Below are 16804 nucleotides of genomic sequence, written 5' to 3'. Positions count from 1 at the left end.
TCGGGAAATGCTTAGTGCCCCGGGAAATTCACCAGGCTGTAGCTGGTGATGCCCTGTTTTTCCAGGCGCTGTTCGCCGCCCAGATCGAACAGGTTGATGATGAAGGCCGCATCGTGCACTTCGCCACCCAGACGACGGATCAGTTTCACCGTCGCTTCAATGGTCCCGCCGGTTGCCAGCAGATCGTCGACTACCAGCACTTTGTCGCCCGGTTTGATCGCGTCAACGTGGATTTCCAGCTGATCGGTGCCGTACTCCAGCTCGTAGCTTTCGGCGATCGTTTCACGCGGCAGTTTGCGCGGCTTACGCACCGGGACAAAACCTACGCCCATCGCCAGCGCGACCGGCGCGCCAAACAGGAAACCACGTGCTTCGGTGCCCACCACTTTGGTGATACCGGCGTCTTTGTACTTCTCAACCAGCAGTTCAATGCTGAGCGCGTAGGCTTTCGGGTCTTCCAGTAAACTGGTGACATCGCGGAAAAGAATGCCAGGTTTCGGATAATCCTGGATGCTCTGGATGCTGTTCTTCAGAAATTCAAGCTGCTGTGCAGTAGCGGTCATAGGTTTGTGCCTGATTGAAACTGTGTTACTCAAGGCGAGCAAAATGGGTTAAAAGTTACAACTGTTTAACTTTTAACCAGGCGCGCCTGTGCTCGAAAACGCCAGAATTTACTGGCAAGTTCGCAGAATTGCAACACCATTAATGCGGTTCACTACTTTTGTTGCGCTGCATCAACCACCGGAATTCGCCACAGAAAAATCAACAATCCACAAAGGATGACCAACAGCAGCAAACGCACCCACAGGCTATTCACCAGCCACAGCGACACGCCAAAGGTCAGCAAAATCACCGCGATGGCGCGCGGCTTTGCTCCCGGCGGCATCGCCTTATAACGCTGCCAGTGGCGCAGATAGCCACCAAACCAGGAGCGATACAGCAGCCAGTGGTGAAAACGCGGTGACGAGCGGGCAAAGCACCAGGCGGCCAGCAGAATAAACGGCGTGGTGGGTAACAGCGGTAGTACCACGCCAATGGTGCCGAGGGCTACCGCCAGCCAGCCAATAATGATTAAAATAGTACGCTGCATAATGCGAATCGTTATCAAATGAGTCTGCTACTGTAGCATAGCCGATAACAAGAAAAGGAAGAATCCGGTGAAAACGGCCCTGCTTTTACAAACGCTGGAACAACAGCTTGCGCGTCTACAGGCGCGTATCGCGCCGCTTTCCGCGCACGCCACGCTGAGCGCCCGCTTCGATCGCCAGCTGTTCCAGACGCGCAGCACGCAAATGCAGGCCTACCTTGATGAGGCGAACGCCCATTTTCAGGAGCTAAAGCATGCCGTCGAGCGGCAACAGCTGCCGCAGGTCGCCTGGCTTGCCGAGCGTCTGGCGGCACAAATTGAAGCAATCAATCGGGAAAGCGAAGCCTGGTCGCTGCGCGTGTGGGACAGCGCTTCGCCCGGCCTGCGTCGCTGGCAGCGTAAGCGGCTGGAAACCCAGGAGTTTGAGCGCCGCCTGCTGGAGATGAAGCAGCAGCGCCAGCAGCAGTATCAGCAGGCGACGACGCTTGACGATCAGCAGCGTCTGGCGCGCGAAATTACCGCCTTCGATGGCCGCCTTGCCCGCTGTCGTCAGGCGCTGGAAGAAATAGAACGCGTACTGGCGCGCATCACGCGCTAAAGGAGAAACTATGTCGCTGGAAAACGCCCCCGATGACGTCAAGCTGGCGGTCGATCTGATTGCGCTGCTGGAGAGCAACCAAATCGCCCCGGAAATTGTGCTAAGCGCGCTGGAGATGGTGCGCAATGATTACATCAACAAGTTAAAAAACGCGGAAGACGCCTCGTAAAACGGCGATCGGGTAGCTGCGGCTCCGTCATCGTCTGTGGCAGATTTCTCGCCATCGATGGGCAATACGATGACGGAACATCATGGATATCTTTTCAACAACGCCGCACGACGCCATTTTTAAACAGCTCTTACGTCACAAAGCGATAGCGCTCGATTTTTTACAGGTGCATCTTCCTCAGGCGCTTTTATCGCGCTGTAATCTGGCGACGCTACGGCTGACTTCCAGCAGCTTCGTGGAAGAGAGCCTGCGTGCCAGCCATTCCGATATTCTCTACTCGCTACAGACCTGCGACGGCCCCGGCTATATCTATGTGCTGATCGAACACCAGAGTACAACGGATAAACTGATGCCCTTTCGCCTGATGCGCTATGCCATCGCCGCCATGCAGCAGCATCTCGACGCGGGTCACGATACCTTACCGCTGGTCATCCCTATGCTCTTTTATCACGGCAGCACCAGCCCCTGGCCGTTTCATCTGAACTGGCTGGCGCTGTTTGCCGACCCCGAGATAGCGACCCGCTTGTACACGCAGGATTTCCCGCTGATTGATATTACCGTGGTACCGGATAGCGAAATTATGACCCACCGCAGAATGGCGATGCTGGAATTGCTGTTAAAACATATTCGCCAGCGCGATCTGGCGACCTTACAGGAGCAACTGGGGGCGCTACTGGTTGAAAATTGGTTAACCGCACCACAGTTAAAGGCGCTGATTAGTTATATGCTGCAGTCAGGCCACTCACAGCACAAGGAAAAGCTCATGTCGACACTGGGAGAATATTCGCCACAGCACGAGGAACAGCTGATGACGATTGCGGAATGGCTTGCCGGAAAAGGACGTAAGCAAGGGATCGTGCAAGGAATTGAACAAGGGATTGAACAAGGCGAAGCCATGGGTCGTCGGGAGGAGGCGTATAAAATTGCCCACAATATGTTGAACGCCGGGTTATCAATCACGCTGATTACCCAGCTAACCGGTTTAAGCGCCGACGATCTGGCTACCGCCGCAGAATAAAACAGGGCGACCCGTGTCGCCCTTTCTGCTCTTAATCGGCAATCATATCTTTGCCATCATTTTTACCGTCGCGCTTCACTTCCGTCACCTCATCGCCCTTCTCATTATGCAGATGCACTTCCAGCTGGTTGAAGGCGATATTGATGTCGTTCTCGCGACACAGACGATCGATAGTGCGGTTCAGTTCATCGACGGTGTAGCTGCGATCGCGCAGTTCACGCACGTACAGACGCAGTTCGTGATCCAGCGTACTGGCGCCAAAGGCGGTAAAGAACACCGACGGTTCCGGATCGTGCATCACCTTCGGATGCTCCATCGCCGCTTTCAGCAGCACCTCTTTCACTTTGGCCAGATCCGATCCGTAGGCAACGCCGAGGCGGATCACCACGCGGGTGATGGTATCGCTGAGCGACCAGTTGATCAGACGCTCGGTGACAAACGCCTTGTTCGGGATGATCACCTCTTTACGATCGAAGTCGGTGATGGTGGTCGCGCGGATGCGGATCTTGCTGACCGTGCCGGAGTAGGTGCCAATCGTCACCGTATCGCCGATACGTACCGGGCGTTCGAACAGAATAATCAGGCCGGAAACAAAGTTACCGAAAATCTCCTGCAAACCAAAACCAAGGCCGACCGACAGCGCGGCGGCCAGCCACTGCAGTTTGTCCCACGAGACGCCCAGCGAGCCGAACACGGTCATCGCGCCGACGGCGATAATCACATAGTTCAGAATGGTGGTGATGGCGTAGGAGGCCCCCTGGCGCATGTTCAGCCGCGAGAGCACCAGCACTTCCAGCAGCCCCGGCAAGTTGCGGATCAGCGCCCAGGCCACCATCGAAGCGATGACGGCGAACAGCATGCTGCCCAGGGTGACGTTTTTCACCACGCTGGCCCCGGCTTCGGTACCGTTGTAGTGCCACAGGGTGATGCTGTCGAGATAGCTAAAGACGGTAATTAAGTCCGACCAGATGGCCCAGAACATCACGCCAAACAGCGCCACCATCACCAGCATGGTGATACGCAGCGTCTGCTGGTTAATCTGTTCCAGCGCAATGGCCGGTTCTTCCTGCGGCTCGGCGCCTTCAGCCCCCTCTTTCACCATATTCTGCCGACGGGCGACCGCACGGCGGTAGGCGATACGGCGGGCCGCGACGCTCAGCCCGCGCAGAACGGTCTGATAAAGCAGGTTCCAGAAGATAACCAGATAGACGGTTTCAATCCAGCGGCCGGACAGGCGCAGCGTGGTATAGAAATAACCGGTGGCGGTCAGCACCATCAGGCCGACCGGCACCAGCGCCAGCACGGTCATGGTGATCAGCCGCAGGCGGTGTGATTCCTTATCGCGCCAGCTTTCGCGGCACATCGGCCACATCAGCGTCGCAATCACCAGCAGGTTGAGCATAATCACAAACTGCCCCAGCACGTCATCCATCAGATTCAGCGGTGAAAGCTCGGATACCACCGACCAGAAGTGCAGCGGCAGCAGCGCCAGGCTGATGCGCACAATCTGCCGACGCCAGTGGCTGGTCAGTTGCTCCGGCATATTGAAGTGGCGGACGGCGACACCGTTTTTCTCCAGCACTTTCCAGCACAGACCAAACACCAGCCAGAAAATCGCCAGCTTTTTACTGAACGCCCACAGCAGCGGGCTGATGTTGAGCTGCATGGTGAGCAAAATCAGCCCCACCGCCAGAATCAGCAGTACCACCGGCAGCGCCCGGATGAGATCGATCAGGATAGCCTTCGGCGTGTGCAGCTGGCTGTCGTTACGCAGATTGCCCACCTGATCGCCCAGTTTATCCTGGTAGTTACGCAGCCACTGCAGCCGCCAGCGAATCAGCCCGGCAATCAGCAGCAGCGGTAGGCCAGCAAGGAAAGCGACAAACACCGCCGGCCACGCTTTCTCCCAGTTCACGGTGATTTTCATCGACTTAAACTGATCTTTCAGCGCCCCCGGGAACGATTTTATCCAGTCCCAGTCCATCGGTCGGTTGCTGTTTACCCAGAAGATTTGCTGAGTAAGAATCGATTTCAGGCTTTTTGATACGCTCATCAGCTGCTGCTGGTTGATTTGCAGGTTGATGGCCATCATCAGCTGGGTGCCCAGCTGTTTATTAATCAGATCGAGCATTTCACGGCGCGCGTCGACAATTTGCAGCAGCGCATCGTGGACTTCACTGTCCACCTCACTGCTGTGCCCTTCTTCCAGTTTGGCGACAAATTCATCGCTCTGGAACAGGGCATCGCGCTGCTGGTTAATCTCGAACTGCTCGAGGCGCAGGTCGGCAATGCGGGTGGTCATATCCTCCAGCTCGTCCGCCGACGGCAGCGTCTGCTGCTGTTGATAAAGGATGCGCGACAGCAGCAGGCTGCCCTTCAGGACGGCGATCTGCTCTTTAACGTTGCGCTCGGATTGCAGCGCGCGGTCGAGCCAGGTTTTGACCCTGATATTCTGCTGCACCAATTGATTGCCGCTTTCGGTGGCGGTAATCAGCTTCTGGCTTAGCTGATGGTTAATCTCCAGCTCCTGCTTCACCAGCGGATTGCCCTGGATGCGGGCGGTCTCTTCCGGCGAGGCGTTTTCGGCGGCGGTTTTTTCCGTCAGCGTCAGGCGCTTGCTGTTCACCGCTTCCTGCAGCAGCTGAAGCTGGTGCTCGAGGCGGGTGCTGTAGGCGGTCACGTAGTCGCGCTGTTTTTGCAGGGTATCCTGCAAAGAGGTATTGCTGGCGAGGCTTTTACGCTGCAGCTCAATCTCCGCGTCGAGCAGCGTTTTTTGGACCTGTAGCATCGTCTGCTGGGTGGGGCGTAGCCCATCGCCAACGGTGTTCGCGTTGAGGCTATTGCGCACCTGCAGAAGCTGCTGTGATGCCGAGTTCATGGCATTCTGCACGCGCTCCGGCTGGGTTTGCAGCGACACGAGCTGGCTGTTGTAAGTGGCCAGATCGTTTTGCGCATTTTGCAGATCGTCAACGGCCTGCGAGACACGAGCTTCCAGCTGGCGCAGCGACAGCGTGCTCAGCGTTTTACGCGTTTCATCGTCATTATCGACATCGCTCAGGGCGTTGAGATTATCGGTGGCCTGACGCAGCTTCAGCGGCGCCTGATCGACCTGCTTTTGCAGTGCGGCGGTTTCCGCCTTCACGTTGTCGATTTTATCCAGCAGCTGCAGGGTTTCCGTTAAATCCTGCTGCACCAGCTTTTCCTGCGGCGTCAGGTCTTTTTTATTATTGAGTGAACTAAGCTGATCCTGAATATCGGCGCGGTCCGGAATATCATTGCCGTTGAGCGCGCGCGCCTGCGCCGTCGCTATCGTGAAAAGAAAGCAGACAGCAATAATGAAGAATGCGGAAATCGTGCCCCGAGGGCGGATATTATGCAGCATAATTTTAACATGAGTGGTTGCTAAAGCCGGTGAAAAACCGGGGATAAACGCCCGCGCAGAATAGCACTTCTGGTTACAGGCGAAAAGCCAGAGAATCCAGGATTATTCCTGGTAATTTAAGCAGGCTTATTCCGGGGTTTCACCGCGCAGCGTCGGGCAAAATTGATACATCTCGAGCAGAATAGCAACGTAAGCCCGCGCCTCAGCGCGGAGGTCGAAGGACGCCGGGGCAAACAGCCAGTTTTCCATCAGCCCGGAAATATAGCTGCGGGTGAGAATGGCCGCCCGACGGCTTAACAGATTGGCCGGTAATACGTTGGCGGTGACACAGTCATTTAACGTCTGTTCAATCCGGTCGTAACTTTCTAAACATAAATTACGCTGTGCCTGTTGCACTACGGCCATTTCGCCGACAAACTCACATTTGTGAAAAATGATTTCCATCATCAGGCGTCGGCGTTCTTCAATGACGGTGGCTTCCAGAATGTAAACCAGGATTTCCCTTAAAACTGAGAGTGGATCGCCCGGGAATTTTGCCCGATACTCAATCTCAAGATCGCTGATGCTGGACTCTGATAACGCCCAGATTTCGTTAAAGAGATCCGACTTATCCTTAAAATGCCAGTAGATTGCCCCGCGCGTCACCCCGGCCGCTTTTGCAATCTCGGCGAGTGAAGTAGATGATACCCCCTGCTGTGAGAACAACCGTAGGGCAACATCCAGTATGTGCTGACGCGTAGCTTGCGCTTGTTCTTTGGTTTTTCGTGCCATAGGTCAGTGAAATTGCAGGGGTTAGATTTACATACATTTATGAATGTATGTACCATAGCATGACGATAATACAAACGCAGCAATGGGTTTGTGGACGCTTGTTCCATTGATCAATTTGAAATCGGACACTCGAGGTTTACATATGAACAAAAACAGAGGGTTAACGCCTCTGGCGGTCGTTCTGATGCTCTCAGGCAGCTTAGCGCTAACAGGATGTGACGACAAACCAGCTCAGCAAGGAGCACAACAAATGCCGGAAGTGGGCGTTGTGACGCTCAAATCTGAACCTCTTGTAATCACGACAGAACTCCCTGGCCGTACCAGCGCCTTTCGCATCGCAGAAGTTCGCCCGCAGGTTAGCGGCATTATCCTGAAGCGTAACTTTACCGAAGGTGGCGAAATCAAAGCGGGTGAGTCGCTGTATCAGATTGATCCAGCAACCTATCAGGCGTCTTATGAAAGCGCGAAAGGCGATCTCGCCAAAGCGGAAGCCGCAGCGAGCATTGCTAAGCTGACCGTCAACCGTTACTCCAAACTGTTGGGTACCCAGTACATCAGCCGTCAGGATTATGATTCTGCCGTCGCGGATGCCCAGCAGGCGAACGCAGCCGTCGTTGCGGCGAAGGCCGCGGTAGAAACTGCGCGTATCAACCTGGCTTACACCAAAGTGACCTCCCCTATCAGCGGCCGCATTGGTAAATCGTCGGTCACCGAAGGCGCACTGGTGCAGAACGGTCAGACCACCGCGCTGGCAACCGTACAGCAGCTTGACCCTATCTACGTTGACGTGACCCAGTCCAGCAACGATTTCCTGCGCCTGAAGCAGGAGCTGGCCGACGGCAAACTGAAGCAGGAAAACGGTAAAGCAAAAGTGGATCTGGTGACCAACGACGGCATCAAATATCCGCAGAGCGGTACCTTAGAGTTCTCTGACGTCACCGTCGATCAGACCACCGGTTCTATCACGCTGCGTGCGGTCTTCCCGAACCCTGACCATACGCTGCTGCCGGGTATGTTCGTGCGTGCGCGTCTGGAAGAAGGTACCAATCCAACGGCGCTGCTGGTCCCTCAGCAGGGCGTGACCCGTACGCCGCGCGGCGATGCGAGCGCGCTGGTGATCGGCGAAGGCGACAAAGTGGAAACCCGCCAGATTGTTGCTTCACAGGCGATTGGCGATAAATGGTTAGTTACCGACGGCCTGAAAGATGGCGATCGCGTCATCATCACCGGTCTGCAAAAAGTGAAACCTGGTGTGCAGGTAAAAGCCCAGGAAGTCACTTCTGACGATAAACAGCAAGCCGCAGCAGGCGCTGCTCAGTCAGAACAATCCAAGTCTTAACTTAAACAGGAGCCGTTAAGACATGCCTAATTTCTTTATCGATCGCCCGATATTTGCATGGGTGATCGCCATCATAATCATGCTGGCTGGGGGGCTATCGATCCTCAAATTGCCGGTAGCGCAATATCCGACGATTGCGCCGCCTGCGATTTCGATCACGGCCATGTACCCCGGGGCTGACGCCGAAACGGTGCAGAACACTGTTACTCAGGTTATCGAACAGAACATGAACGGTATCGATCACCTGATGTACATGTCCTCCAACGGCGACTCCACCGGTACCGCAACCATTACGCTGACCTTCGAATCCGGTACCGATCCGGACATCGCTCAGGTTCAGGTACAGAACAAGCTCGCGCTGGCAACGCCGCTTCTGCCGCAGGAAGTTCAGCAGCAGGGTATCAGCGTTGAGAAAGCGTCCAGCAGCTTCCTGATGGTCGTCGGTGTTATCAACACCAACGGCACCATGAACCAGGACGATATTTCCGACTACGTGGCGGCCAACATGAAGGACGCCATCAGCCGTACCAGCGGCGTGGGCGACGTTCAGCTGTTCGGTTCCCAGTACGCGATGCGTATCTGGATGGATCCGAACAAACTGAATAACTTCCAGCTGACGCCGGTTGACGTTATCAGCGCGCTGAAAGCGCAGAACGCCCAGGTCGCGGCCGGCCAGTTAGGCGGTACGCCGCCGGTGAAAGGTCAGCAGCTGAACGCCTCAATCATCGCGCAGACCCGTCTGACCAACACCGAACAGTTCGGCAATATCCTGCTGAAGGTGAATCAGGACGGTTCGCAGGTTCGCCTGCGTGACGTGGCGAAGATTGAACTCGGCGGCGAAAACTATGACGTGGTAGCGAAGTTTAACGGCCAGCCGGCTTCCGGTCTGGGGATTAAACTGGCGACCGGCGCCAACGCTCTGGACACCGCGAACGCCATTCGCGCTGAACTGGAAAAAATGGAGCCGTTCTTCCCGTCAGGTCTGAAAATTGTTTACCCGTACGACACCACGCCGTTCGTTAAGATCTCGATTCACGAAGTAGTGAAAACGCTGGTCGAAGCGATCATCCTGGTGTTCCTGGTCATGTACCTGTTCCTGCAAAACTTCCGCGCGACGTTGATCCCAACCATCGCGGTACCGGTTGTTCTGCTCGGGACCTTTGCGGTACTTGCCGCGTTCGGCTTCTCGATAAACACCCTGACAATGTTCGGGATGGTGCTCGCCATCGGCCTGTTGGTGGATGACGCCATCGTGGTGGTCGAGAACGTTGAGCGTGTGATGGCCGAAGAGGGTCTGCCGCCAAAAGAAGCGACGCGTAAGTCCATGGGCCAGATTCAGGGCGCCCTGGTCGGTATCGCGATGGTGCTGTCAGCGGTATTTATCCCGATGGCCTTCTTCGGGGGTTCCACCGGGGCCATCTATCGCCAGTTCTCCATCACCATCGTTTCCGCGATGGCGCTGTCGGTACTGGTGGCATTGATTCTGACGCCAGCGCTGTGCGCCACCATGCTCAAACCTATCCAGAAGGGTAGCCACGGCGCGACCACCGGTTTCTTCGGTTGGTTTAACCGCATGTTTGAGAAGAGCACGCACCACTACACCGATAGCGTAGGCAACATTCTGCGCAGCACCGGTCGTTACCTGCTGCTGTATCTGATCATCGTGGTCGGCATGGCCTTCCTGTTCGTGCGTCTGCCAAGCTCGTTCCTGCCGGACGAAGACCAGGGCGTATTCCTGAGCATGGCGCAGCTGCCTGCCGGGGCGACCCAGGAACGTACGCAGAAAGTGCTGGATGAGATGACCGATTACTATCTCACCAAAGAGAAAGACAACGTTGAATCCGTCTTCGCCGTAAACGGCTTCGGCTTCGCGGGGCGTGGCCAGAACACCGGTATCGCGTTCGTGTCGCTGAAAGACTGGAGCCAACGTCCGGGCGCGGAAAACAAGGTTGAAGCGATTACCGGCCGTGCGATGGGCTACTTCTCGCAGATTAAAGATGCGATGGTGTTCGCGTTTAACCTGCCGGCCATCGTCGAACTGGGTACCGCTACCGGCTTCGACTTCCAGCTGATCGACCAGGCAGGTCTGGGCCACGAAAAACTGACCCAGGCGCGTAACCAGCTGTTCGGGATGATCGCCCAGCACCCTGACGTGCTGACCGGCGTGCGTCCTAACGGTCTGGAAGATACGCCGCAGTTCAAGATCGATATCGATCAGGAAAAAGCGCAGGCGCTGGGTGTCTCTATCAGCGACATCAATACCACTCTCGGCACAGCCTGGGGCGGTAGCTACGTCAACGACTTCATCGACCGTGGTCGTGTGAAGAAGGTGTACCTGATGTCCGAAGCGAAATACCGCATGCTGCCGGAAGATATCGGTAACTGGTACGTTCGCGGCAGCGATGGTCAGATGGTGCCGTTCTCGGCCTTCTCTACCTCGCGCTGGGAGTACGGTTCACCGCGTCTGGAACGTTACAACGGTCTGCCATCCATGGAAATCCTGGGTCAGGCGGCTGAAGGTAAGAGTACCGGTGAAGCCATGAACCTGATGGAAGAGCTGGCGGGTAAACTGCCTGCGGGTATCGGCTACGACTGGACGGGGATGTCCTACCAGGAGCGTCTGTCCGGTAACCAGGCCCCTGCCCTGTACGCGATTTCACTGATCGTCGTCTTCCTCTGTCTGGCAGCGCTGTACGAGAGCTGGTCGATTCCGTTCTCGGTTATGCTGGTGGTTCCGCTGGGGGTTGTTGGTGCGCTGCTGGCGGCAACGCTGCGCGGTTTGACCAACGACGTTTACTTCCAGGTGGGCCTGTTAACCACCATTGGTCTATCGGCGAAGAACGCCATCCTGATTGTTGAGTTCGCCAAAGACCTGATGGACAAAGAAGGTAAAGGTCTTATCGAGGCCACGCTGGAAGCGGTGCGTATGCGTCTGCGTCCAATCCTGATGACCTCGCTGGCCTTTATCCTCGGCGTAATGCCGCTGGTTATCAGCTCTGGCGCGGGCTCCGGCGCTCAGAACGCCGTAGGTACCGGCGTAATGGGCGGGATGGTCACCGCGACCGTACTGGCTATCTTCTTCGTACCGGTGTTCTTCGTGGTCGTGCGTCGTCGCTTCAGTCGTAAGAGCGATGACATTGAGCACAGCCACAAGGTTGAGCATCACTAAAACAGTGTTATCACAGGGGCCGCGCAAGCGGCCCTTTTTTTATTGCGTTACAAATCCTCGGGTGCAGACTGTTTTTTAATCAGTGATTAATAAGTCTGAACATTTAAGCGCCCCAAATAATAAAATAACGCTATCCAACCAATTTAAGAATTTGAGATTTATCTTTAATTTATTCCGAATAATCCGTAAAACGCGTATTTACTTAAATAGTTTAAGATTATTCCTAATCACGATGAGGGCAAGCCCCCTGCCGCACGCCGGTATCAGGAGATGAGTTCACATTACCCATACTATCTTCTTATGCAGAAACAAGGCCTTAGGTTTTTTAGGCTCAGGCCAATGGGTGAGATGATAGAAAATTTAACCCCCTGAGATTTAATTGTAATTTTTCGTAATAGCGCGGTGAAATCTTTTGCGGAGTAGATTATAGTTACAGCAGATCAGGAACACGGGCACGTTTCAGGTTTGCCAGCAGTACCATCCCGCACCGGTATTTGTTATTCGTTGTTTGTACTACGATTCAGGGGGATGCGTTATGGACGAATACTCACCAAAAAGACATGATATCGCACAGCTTAAGTTTCTTTGTGAAACCCTGTATCATGATTGTCTTGCCACGCTCGAAGAGAGTAACCATGGCTGGGTGAATGACCCTACCTCGGCGGTCAACCTGCAGCTTAATGAGCTGATAGAACATATTGCAACCTTCGCACTTAATTATAAGATTAAGTATGACGAAGATAATAAACTGATTGCACAGATTGATGAATATCTGGATGATACTTTCATGTTATTCAGTAACTACGGCATTAATAGCGTCGACCTGCAAAAATGGCGGAAGTCAGGGAACAAACTCTTCCGTTGTTTTGTCAATGCTAGCCGCGCTAACCCCGTTAGCCTTTCTTGTTAAAATTATTACAATCAAATGGGTGAATTATGTCTGATAAACCACTAACTAAAACCGATTATTTGATGCGCCTGCGACGCTGTCAGTCAATTGACACGCTGGAACGCGTGATTGAAAAAAATAAATATGAACTCTCCGATAATGAACTGGCGGTATTTTACTCAGCGGCCGACCATCGCCTCGCAGAATTGACGATGAATAAACTGTACGACAAGATCCCTTCAACCGTGTGGAAGTACATCCGTTAATTTTCTTTTTTCATGCGTGACTTCTCTCCTTCATGTGACCTTATTGTGTGAATAGCGTCACATCGATGAATTGGGAACGTTCCCAAATCATCCGTCACCTTTTAAGGTGTTGGCTCCAGTCAGAGGGAGACGCCCATGAGCGATGAAAAACGTAAAATGATTGCTGGCGAAATTTATCGCCCGTCCGACGCGACGCTAAAAGCGGACAGGATCCGCGCCAGACAGCTGATTCACCAATACAACCATACGGCCCCGGATGAAAAAGCCGAACGCGCAGCCCTGCTCCATGAGCTGCTTGGCAAAGGTGACGATGCCTACATCGAACCGACGTTCCGCTGTGACTATGGCTACAATATTGTCCTTGGTGCCAACTTCTACGCTAACTTCGACTGCGTCATGCTCGACGTCTGCCCGATTCATATTGGCGACAACTGCATGCTGGCGCCGGGCGTACATATCTATACCGCGACCCATCCTCTGGATGCTGCCGAACGCAACAGCGGCATAGAGTACGGTAAACCGGTGACGATAGGCCACAACGTGTGGATTGGCGGACGCGCGGTGATTAACCCCGGCGTGACGATTGGCGATAACGCGGTGATTGCTTCCGGCGCCGTTGTCGTGAAAGATGTCCCGACCAACGCGGTGGTTGGCGGTAATCCGGCCCGAATCATCAAAATGTTAGCCTGATACCCGCAGCGGACTGTTATGCTTTTTTGCAACCGATCTGTTACTTTCTGTATGGATTAACGCAACATACAATAGGCTATTCCGCCTTACGTTGCCGAGCAAAAGATGTCAGAGATCCAGCGATTACTCACGCAAACCATTGATGAACTCAACGCCCGCGAAAAGCGCGACAACCGGCCGCGCTTTAGCATCAGCTTTATTCGCAACCACCCCGGCCTGTTTATCGCCATGTACCTCGCCTTCTTCGCCACCCTGGTGGTCATGATGCGCTCCGAAACGCTGGCCGATTCGGTATGGCTGCTGTGGCTGCTGTTTGCTCTGCTGAACGGCTTCTTCTTCTTCGACGTCTACCCGCGCTACCGCTACGAAGATATCGACGTGCTCGATTTCCGCGTGTGTTACAACGGCGAATGGTACAACACCCGTTTCGTGCCGCCGCAGCTGATTGAGAATATCCTGCACTCCAGCCGCGTCGACGGTCAGTACAAGACGCAACTGCAAAAAATGGTCACCACCAAGGGCGACCTGTCGTTCTACGACGTCTTCACTCTGGCCCGCGCCGAAGCGGCGCAATAAGCCGCTGGAGCGTCCGTATTGCCGGTGCGAACTGCGAGGCAGACGTATTACCATAGCCCAGCACCAGCCCCGTGCGGGCGTGCTGGCGGTTAAGGTAAAAAGTACTCAGCGCGCTGGGCGTCATCTGATGCGCCCGCGCCTGACGTACCAGCGCCAAATCATCAATCCCCTCAATCGCCACCGTCATATGTAGCCCACCCTCGCCCGCCATGACTTCGTGCGGCACGGTCAACTCGTCTGCCAGTACCGTACGCAGCTGCGCCTGACGCTTGCGATAAAGACGGCGCATCGCCGCCAGATGCCGGGCATAATGGCCTTCCTCAATAAAGCTCGCCAGCGCCCGCTGCTCCGCCCGATGTCCACCGCGCAACAGCGCTCGAATCGCGGGCTGTGCGGCCGCCGCCAGCATCGGCGGCAGCACCATAAACCCCATTCGCAGCGACGGGAATAGCGTCTTGCTGAAGGTGCCGAGATAGACCACCGGCGCGTTATCATCCATGCCGCGCATCGCCGGAATCGGCTCACCGCTAAAGCGGAATTCACTGTCGTAATCATCTTCAATAATCCAGCTACCGTGCTGGCGGGCATATTCCAGCAGCGCCAGCCGCCGCGCCGCGCTGAGCACGCTGCCGGTTGGGTACTGGTGAGAAGGCGAAGTAAAGATCAACCTCGGCGGCGGCGAATCGGCGGCAATCCGCATTCCCTCGCGATCCACCGGCACGCCCTCCAGCTTCAGCCCCGCCGCCAGAAACGCGCTTTTGGCGCCAAAATATCCCGGGTCCTCTACCCACGCCCCCAGCCCTGGTTCACTCAGCAGCTGCGTGCAGAGGCTCACGCCCTCCAGCGCACCTTCGGTGATGACAATCTGCCGCGCATCGCAATCAATCCCGCGCGACAGCGCCAGATGGCGGGCTATCGCCGCCCGCAGCGCCCACTCCCCCGCCGCATCCCCGTAACCGAGCAGGCTGCTGCCCTCTTCGCGCAGGGCGCGATCCAGCAGGCGTCGCCACAGCGGCAAAGGAAAATAGTTAATGGCCGGCGTGCCTGGGGTGAACAGTAGCGGCGGCGTATCGCGGGGCTGTACCTGTGGCAGGGCCAACAGCCGCTGCGGCAGAGCGACCGGGACGCAGTCGGCGTCAGTCGCCGTCTGCGGCAGCGAGGCCACTCTGGATCCCCGGCGATCGCGGCGCAGGTAGCCTTCCATCGTCAGCTGTTCCAGCGCGGCGTTGACCGTATTGCGTGAGATGCTCAGCCGCTGGGCCAGCGTACGCGAGCCGGGAAGCCAGCTTTGCGCCTGAAGCTGCCCGTGCAGAATGGCGTCTCTCAGCGTCACGTACAGGCTACGCTGTAGCGTCTCTGCGCCGCGTGCCGCAAGCGCATCGGCCAGCAGTCTGAAGAAGGGATCGTCGGGAATATTCATGGTGGCTCCTTGTGGCACCATCAAAAGATAGCGTGATGGCACTTTTTATGGAACCAGTAAACGCCTACGCTCGGCGTATTATTTATTCCCCCAGGAGAGGTTATGAGTCAGCTAAATCAATTTGGTCAGTTAATTGGCGATGCCCTGCCGGACTGGCAGCCGCGCCCGCATCCACAGCGCGTGGTGCTGGAAGGCCGGTATTGTCGCCTGGAACCGCTAAGCCTGCGGCATGCGGATGCGCTATTTGCCGCCCATCAGCAGGCTGTGGATACCCGCAACTGGACGTGGCTGCTGCGTGAGCCGGAGAGCTCGGAGGAGGAATACCGTCAGTGGGTCGCGAGCGTGGAATCCCTGGCGGATCCGCTGCATTTTGCGGTAGTGGATACGCGTACTCAGCAGCCCGTGGGCTCGCTGGCCTTAATGCGTATCGACCCGAATCACGGCGTGATGGAGGTCGGGCACGTCCACTTTTCGCCGCTGCTTAGCCGCACGCCCGCATCAACGGAAGCGCAGTGGCTGCTGATGCGCTACGCCTTCGAGACGCTCGGCTACCGTCGCTATGAGTGGAAGTGCAACAGTTTTAACGAACCGTCACGTCGCGCGGCGCTGCGTTTAGGGTTTCAATTTGAAGGGCATTTTCGTCAGGCGTTAGTGATTAAAGGCCACAACCGCGATACCGACTGGTTTTCAATTATCGACGGCGAATGGCCCGCGCTGGACCGCGCTTTCCAGTCCTGGCTTGCCGCCGACAACTTTACCGCCGACGGCAGGCAGCGCCAGTCCCTGGAATCGTTCCGTTAACGACGTTTCTTACGCCCCTGCACGGCTTTAAAGCGGGGGTTGGATTTGCAGATAACGTAAAGACGCCCTTTGCGTTTGACGATCTGGCAGTCCGGGTGACGCTGTTTAGCGCTACGCAATGAGTTAAGTACCTGCATCATGAACCTCTTTTCACATCAACAAAACGGCCAAAGCGCTGGGTAAAGCGCGCGACGCTGCCCTCGGCGGAAACGCTACGCTGCTTCCCGGTGTAGTACGGGTGCGATTTGGAGGAAACATCAATTGTGACATAAGGATATGTCACACCTTCCAGCTCAATTTCCCGGTCCGTTTTGATCGTGGAACCGACCTTAAAGTACTCATTGGCGCTGGTATCGTGGAATACCACGGTGCGGTAATGGGGATGGATATTCGCTTTCATCTGGCCCTCTACTTAATATGTTATAACATAACAATTACCATACGCCGTCAGAAAAATAATTGCAACCCTGGCATTACTGCGGGAATCGCATAGTGCAATAGCGCCTTGTGCCGTGCGCTTTAGCAATATTTCGCAAAAGCTCAGACCCCCACGCCGTCATAAATTAGAAAATAACGTTATTGGTCGCCCCCTCCGCCATCAGGCAGTCTGTGGTTATCAACCCTCAGGA

Annotated in this window: 17 protein-coding genes; 10 read left to right on the top strand and 7 right to left on the bottom strand. The window is 55.5% G+C overall.

Annotated elements, in window-relative coordinates; all coding sequences use genetic code 11:
• Positions 1-11: 11 nt before the first annotated feature.
• Entirely contained in the window at positions 12-563 is a 552-nt protein-coding gene (gene apt / locus ACK5JN_RS21890) for an adenine phosphoribosyltransferase (RefSeq protein ID WP_416872071.1), read from the bottom strand.
• 152 nt (positions 564-715) lie between these two features.
• Positions 716-1090, bottom strand: a complete 375-nt coding sequence (locus ACK5JN_RS21885) for a DUF454 family protein (protein WP_416872070.1) — start codon at positions 1088-1090, stop codon at positions 716-718.
• 67 nt (positions 1091-1157) lie between these two features.
• Between ACK5JN_RS21885 and priC the strand changes: the two genes are divergently transcribed.
• From priC to ACK5JN_RS21870, 3 genes are all read left to right on the top strand, one after another.
• The gene (gene priC, locus ACK5JN_RS21880; RefSeq protein WP_416872069.1) at positions 1158-1685 is read left to right on the top strand and encodes a primosomal replication protein N''; all 528 of its coding nucleotides are present in this window, start codon (positions 1158-1160) and stop codon (positions 1683-1685) included.
• Positions 1686-1695: 10 nt separating this feature from the next.
• The gene (gene rsmS / locus ACK5JN_RS21875; protein ID WP_416872068.1) at positions 1696-1854 is read left to right on the top strand and encodes a pleiotropic regulatory protein RsmS; all 159 of its coding nucleotides are present in this window, start codon (positions 1696-1698) and stop codon (positions 1852-1854) included.
• Positions 1855-1936: 82 nt separating this feature from the next.
• The gene (locus tag ACK5JN_RS21870) at positions 1937-2872 is read left to right on the top strand and encodes an Rpn family recombination-promoting nuclease/putative transposase (protein WP_416872067.1); all 936 of its coding nucleotides are present in this window, start codon (positions 1937-1939) and stop codon (positions 2870-2872) included.
• Positions 2873-2903: 31 nt separating this feature from the next.
• On the opposite strand, the gene mscK is transcribed toward ACK5JN_RS21870, so the two are convergent.
• Both mscK and acrR read right to left on the bottom strand, forming a co-directional pair.
• The gene (mscK, locus tag ACK5JN_RS21865; RefSeq protein WP_416872066.1) at positions 2904-6254 is read right to left on the bottom strand and encodes a mechanosensitive channel MscK; all 3351 of its coding nucleotides are present in this window, start codon (positions 6252-6254) and stop codon (positions 2904-2906) included.
• A 126-nt stretch (positions 6255-6380) separates the two neighbouring features.
• Positions 6381-7025, bottom strand: a complete 645-nt coding sequence (acrR, locus tag ACK5JN_RS21860) for a multidrug efflux transporter transcriptional repressor AcrR (protein WP_416872065.1) — start codon at positions 7023-7025, stop codon at positions 6381-6383.
• Between the two features lie 142 nt (positions 7026-7167).
• Here acrR and acrA point away from each other — a divergent pair, with 142 nt between their 5' ends.
• The 6 genes from acrA to ACK5JN_RS21830 all read left to right on the top strand — a co-directional run bounded on the left by acrA (position 7168) and on the right by ACK5JN_RS21830 (position 13954).
• Positions 7168-8364 (top strand): multidrug efflux RND transporter periplasmic adaptor subunit AcrA, encoded by a 1197-nt coding sequence (gene acrA, locus ACK5JN_RS21855; protein ID WP_416872064.1) that lies wholly within the window; start codon positions 7168-7170, stop codon positions 8362-8364.
• A 22-nt stretch (positions 8365-8386) separates the two neighbouring features.
• Positions 8387-11533 (top strand): multidrug efflux RND transporter permease subunit AcrB, encoded by a 3147-nt coding sequence (gene acrB / locus ACK5JN_RS21850; RefSeq protein WP_416872063.1) that lies wholly within the window; start codon positions 8387-8389, stop codon positions 11531-11533.
• 535 nt (positions 11534-12068) lie between these two features.
• Positions 12069-12443, top strand: a complete 375-nt coding sequence (tomB, locus tag ACK5JN_RS21845) for an Hha toxicity modulator TomB (RefSeq protein WP_106927922.1) — start codon at positions 12069-12071, stop codon at positions 12441-12443.
• 26 nt (positions 12444-12469) lie between these two features.
• The gene (locus ACK5JN_RS21840; RefSeq protein WP_064547995.1) at positions 12470-12688 is read left to right on the top strand and encodes an HHA domain-containing protein; all 219 of its coding nucleotides are present in this window, start codon (positions 12470-12472) and stop codon (positions 12686-12688) included.
• A gap of 135 nt (positions 12689-12823) precedes the next feature.
• Positions 12824-13378, top strand: coding sequence for a maltose O-acetyltransferase (gene maa, locus ACK5JN_RS21835; protein ID WP_416872062.1), 555 nt, complete (start codon positions 12824-12826; stop codon positions 13376-13378).
• 105 nt (positions 13379-13483) lie between these two features.
• The gene (locus ACK5JN_RS21830) at positions 13484-13954 is read left to right on the top strand and encodes a YlaC family protein (RefSeq protein ID WP_416872061.1); all 471 of its coding nucleotides are present in this window, start codon (positions 13484-13486) and stop codon (positions 13952-13954) included.
• Here the strand turns inward: ACK5JN_RS21830 and ACK5JN_RS21825 are convergent.
• On the bottom strand, positions 13923-15374 hold the full coding sequence (locus tag ACK5JN_RS21825; protein ID WP_416872060.1) for a PLP-dependent aminotransferase family protein: 1452 nt from the start codon (positions 15372-15374) through the stop codon (positions 13923-13925). The genes ACK5JN_RS21830 and ACK5JN_RS21825 overlap by 32 nt on opposite strands.
• 102 nt (positions 15375-15476) lie before the next feature.
• Here ACK5JN_RS21825 and ACK5JN_RS21820 point away from each other — a divergent pair, with 102 nt between their 5' ends.
• On the top strand, positions 15477-16175 hold the full coding sequence (locus tag ACK5JN_RS21820) for a GNAT family N-acetyltransferase (RefSeq protein ID WP_416872059.1): 699 nt from the start codon (positions 15477-15479) through the stop codon (positions 16173-16175).
• Here the strand turns inward: ACK5JN_RS21820 and ykgO are convergent.
• Together ykgO and ACK5JN_RS21810 are read right to left on the bottom strand one after the other, a co-directional pair.
• Positions 16172-16312, bottom strand: coding sequence for a type B 50S ribosomal protein L36 (gene ykgO / locus ACK5JN_RS21815; protein ID WP_003859006.1), 141 nt, complete (start codon positions 16310-16312; stop codon positions 16172-16174). The two genes, ACK5JN_RS21820 and ykgO, sit on opposite strands and share 4 nt — an antisense overlap.
• Positions 16312-16575, bottom strand: coding sequence for a type B 50S ribosomal protein L31 (locus ACK5JN_RS21810; protein ID WP_065356849.1), 264 nt, complete (start codon positions 16573-16575; stop codon positions 16312-16314). The genes ykgO and ACK5JN_RS21810 overlap by 1 nt, the downstream gene beginning before the upstream one ends.
• Between the last annotated feature and the right edge of the window lie 229 nt (positions 16576-16804).

This window comes from Kluyvera sp., assembly GCF_047971185.1.
Classification (GTDB): Bacteria; Pseudomonadota; Gammaproteobacteria; order Enterobacterales; family Enterobacteriaceae; genus Kluyvera.
This window is presented reverse-complemented; position numbering and strand designations above follow the sequence as displayed.

Bases quoted from the DNA above. Each gene is read 5' to 3' on its own strand.
- apt (WP_416872071.1), bottom strand. From the start codon at position 563: ATGACCGCTACTGCACAGCAGCTTGAATTTCTGAAGAACAGCATCCAG.
- ACK5JN_RS21885 (WP_416872070.1), bottom strand. From the start codon at position 1,090: ATGCAGCGTACTATTTTAATCATTATTGGCTGGCTGGCGGTAGCCCTC.
- rsmS (WP_416872068.1), top strand. From the start codon at position 1,696: ATGTCGCTGGAAAACGCCCCCGATGACGTCAAGCTGGCGGTCGATCTG.
- ACK5JN_RS21870 (WP_416872067.1), top strand. From the start codon at position 1,937: ATGGATATCTTTTCAACAACGCCGCACGACGCCATTTTTAAACAGCTC.
- mscK (WP_416872066.1), bottom strand. From the start codon at position 6,254: ATGCTGCATAATATCCGCCCTCGGGGCACGATTTCCGCATTCTTCATT.
- acrR (WP_416872065.1), bottom strand. From the start codon at position 7,025: ATGGCACGAAAAACCAAAGAACAAGCGCAAGCTACGCGTCAGCACATA.
- acrA (WP_416872064.1), top strand. From the start codon at position 7,168: ATGAACAAAAACAGAGGGTTAACGCCTCTGGCGGTCGTTCTGATGCTC.
- acrB (WP_416872063.1), top strand. From the start codon at position 8,387: ATGCCTAATTTCTTTATCGATCGCCCGATATTTGCATGGGTGATCGCC.
- tomB (WP_106927922.1), top strand. From the start codon at position 12,069: ATGGACGAATACTCACCAAAAAGACATGATATCGCACAGCTTAAGTTT.
- ACK5JN_RS21840 (WP_064547995.1), top strand. From the start codon at position 12,470: ATGTCTGATAAACCACTAACTAAAACCGATTATTTGATGCGCCTGCGA.
- maa (WP_416872062.1), top strand. From the start codon at position 12,824: ATGAGCGATGAAAAACGTAAAATGATTGCTGGCGAAATTTATCGCCCG.
- ACK5JN_RS21830 (WP_416872061.1), top strand. From the start codon at position 13,484: ATGTCAGAGATCCAGCGATTACTCACGCAAACCATTGATGAACTCAAC.
- ACK5JN_RS21825 (WP_416872060.1), bottom strand. From the start codon at position 15,374: ATGAATATTCCCGACGATCCCTTCTTCAGACTGCTGGCCGATGCGCTT.
- ACK5JN_RS21820 (WP_416872059.1), top strand. From the start codon at position 15,477: ATGAGTCAGCTAAATCAATTTGGTCAGTTAATTGGCGATGCCCTGCCG.
- ykgO (WP_003859006.1), bottom strand. From the start codon at position 16,312: ATGCAGGTACTTAACTCATTGCGTAGCGCTAAACAGCGTCACCCGGAC.
- ACK5JN_RS21810 (WP_065356849.1), bottom strand. From the start codon at position 16,575: ATGAAAGCGAATATCCATCCCCATTACCGCACCGTGGTATTCCACGAT.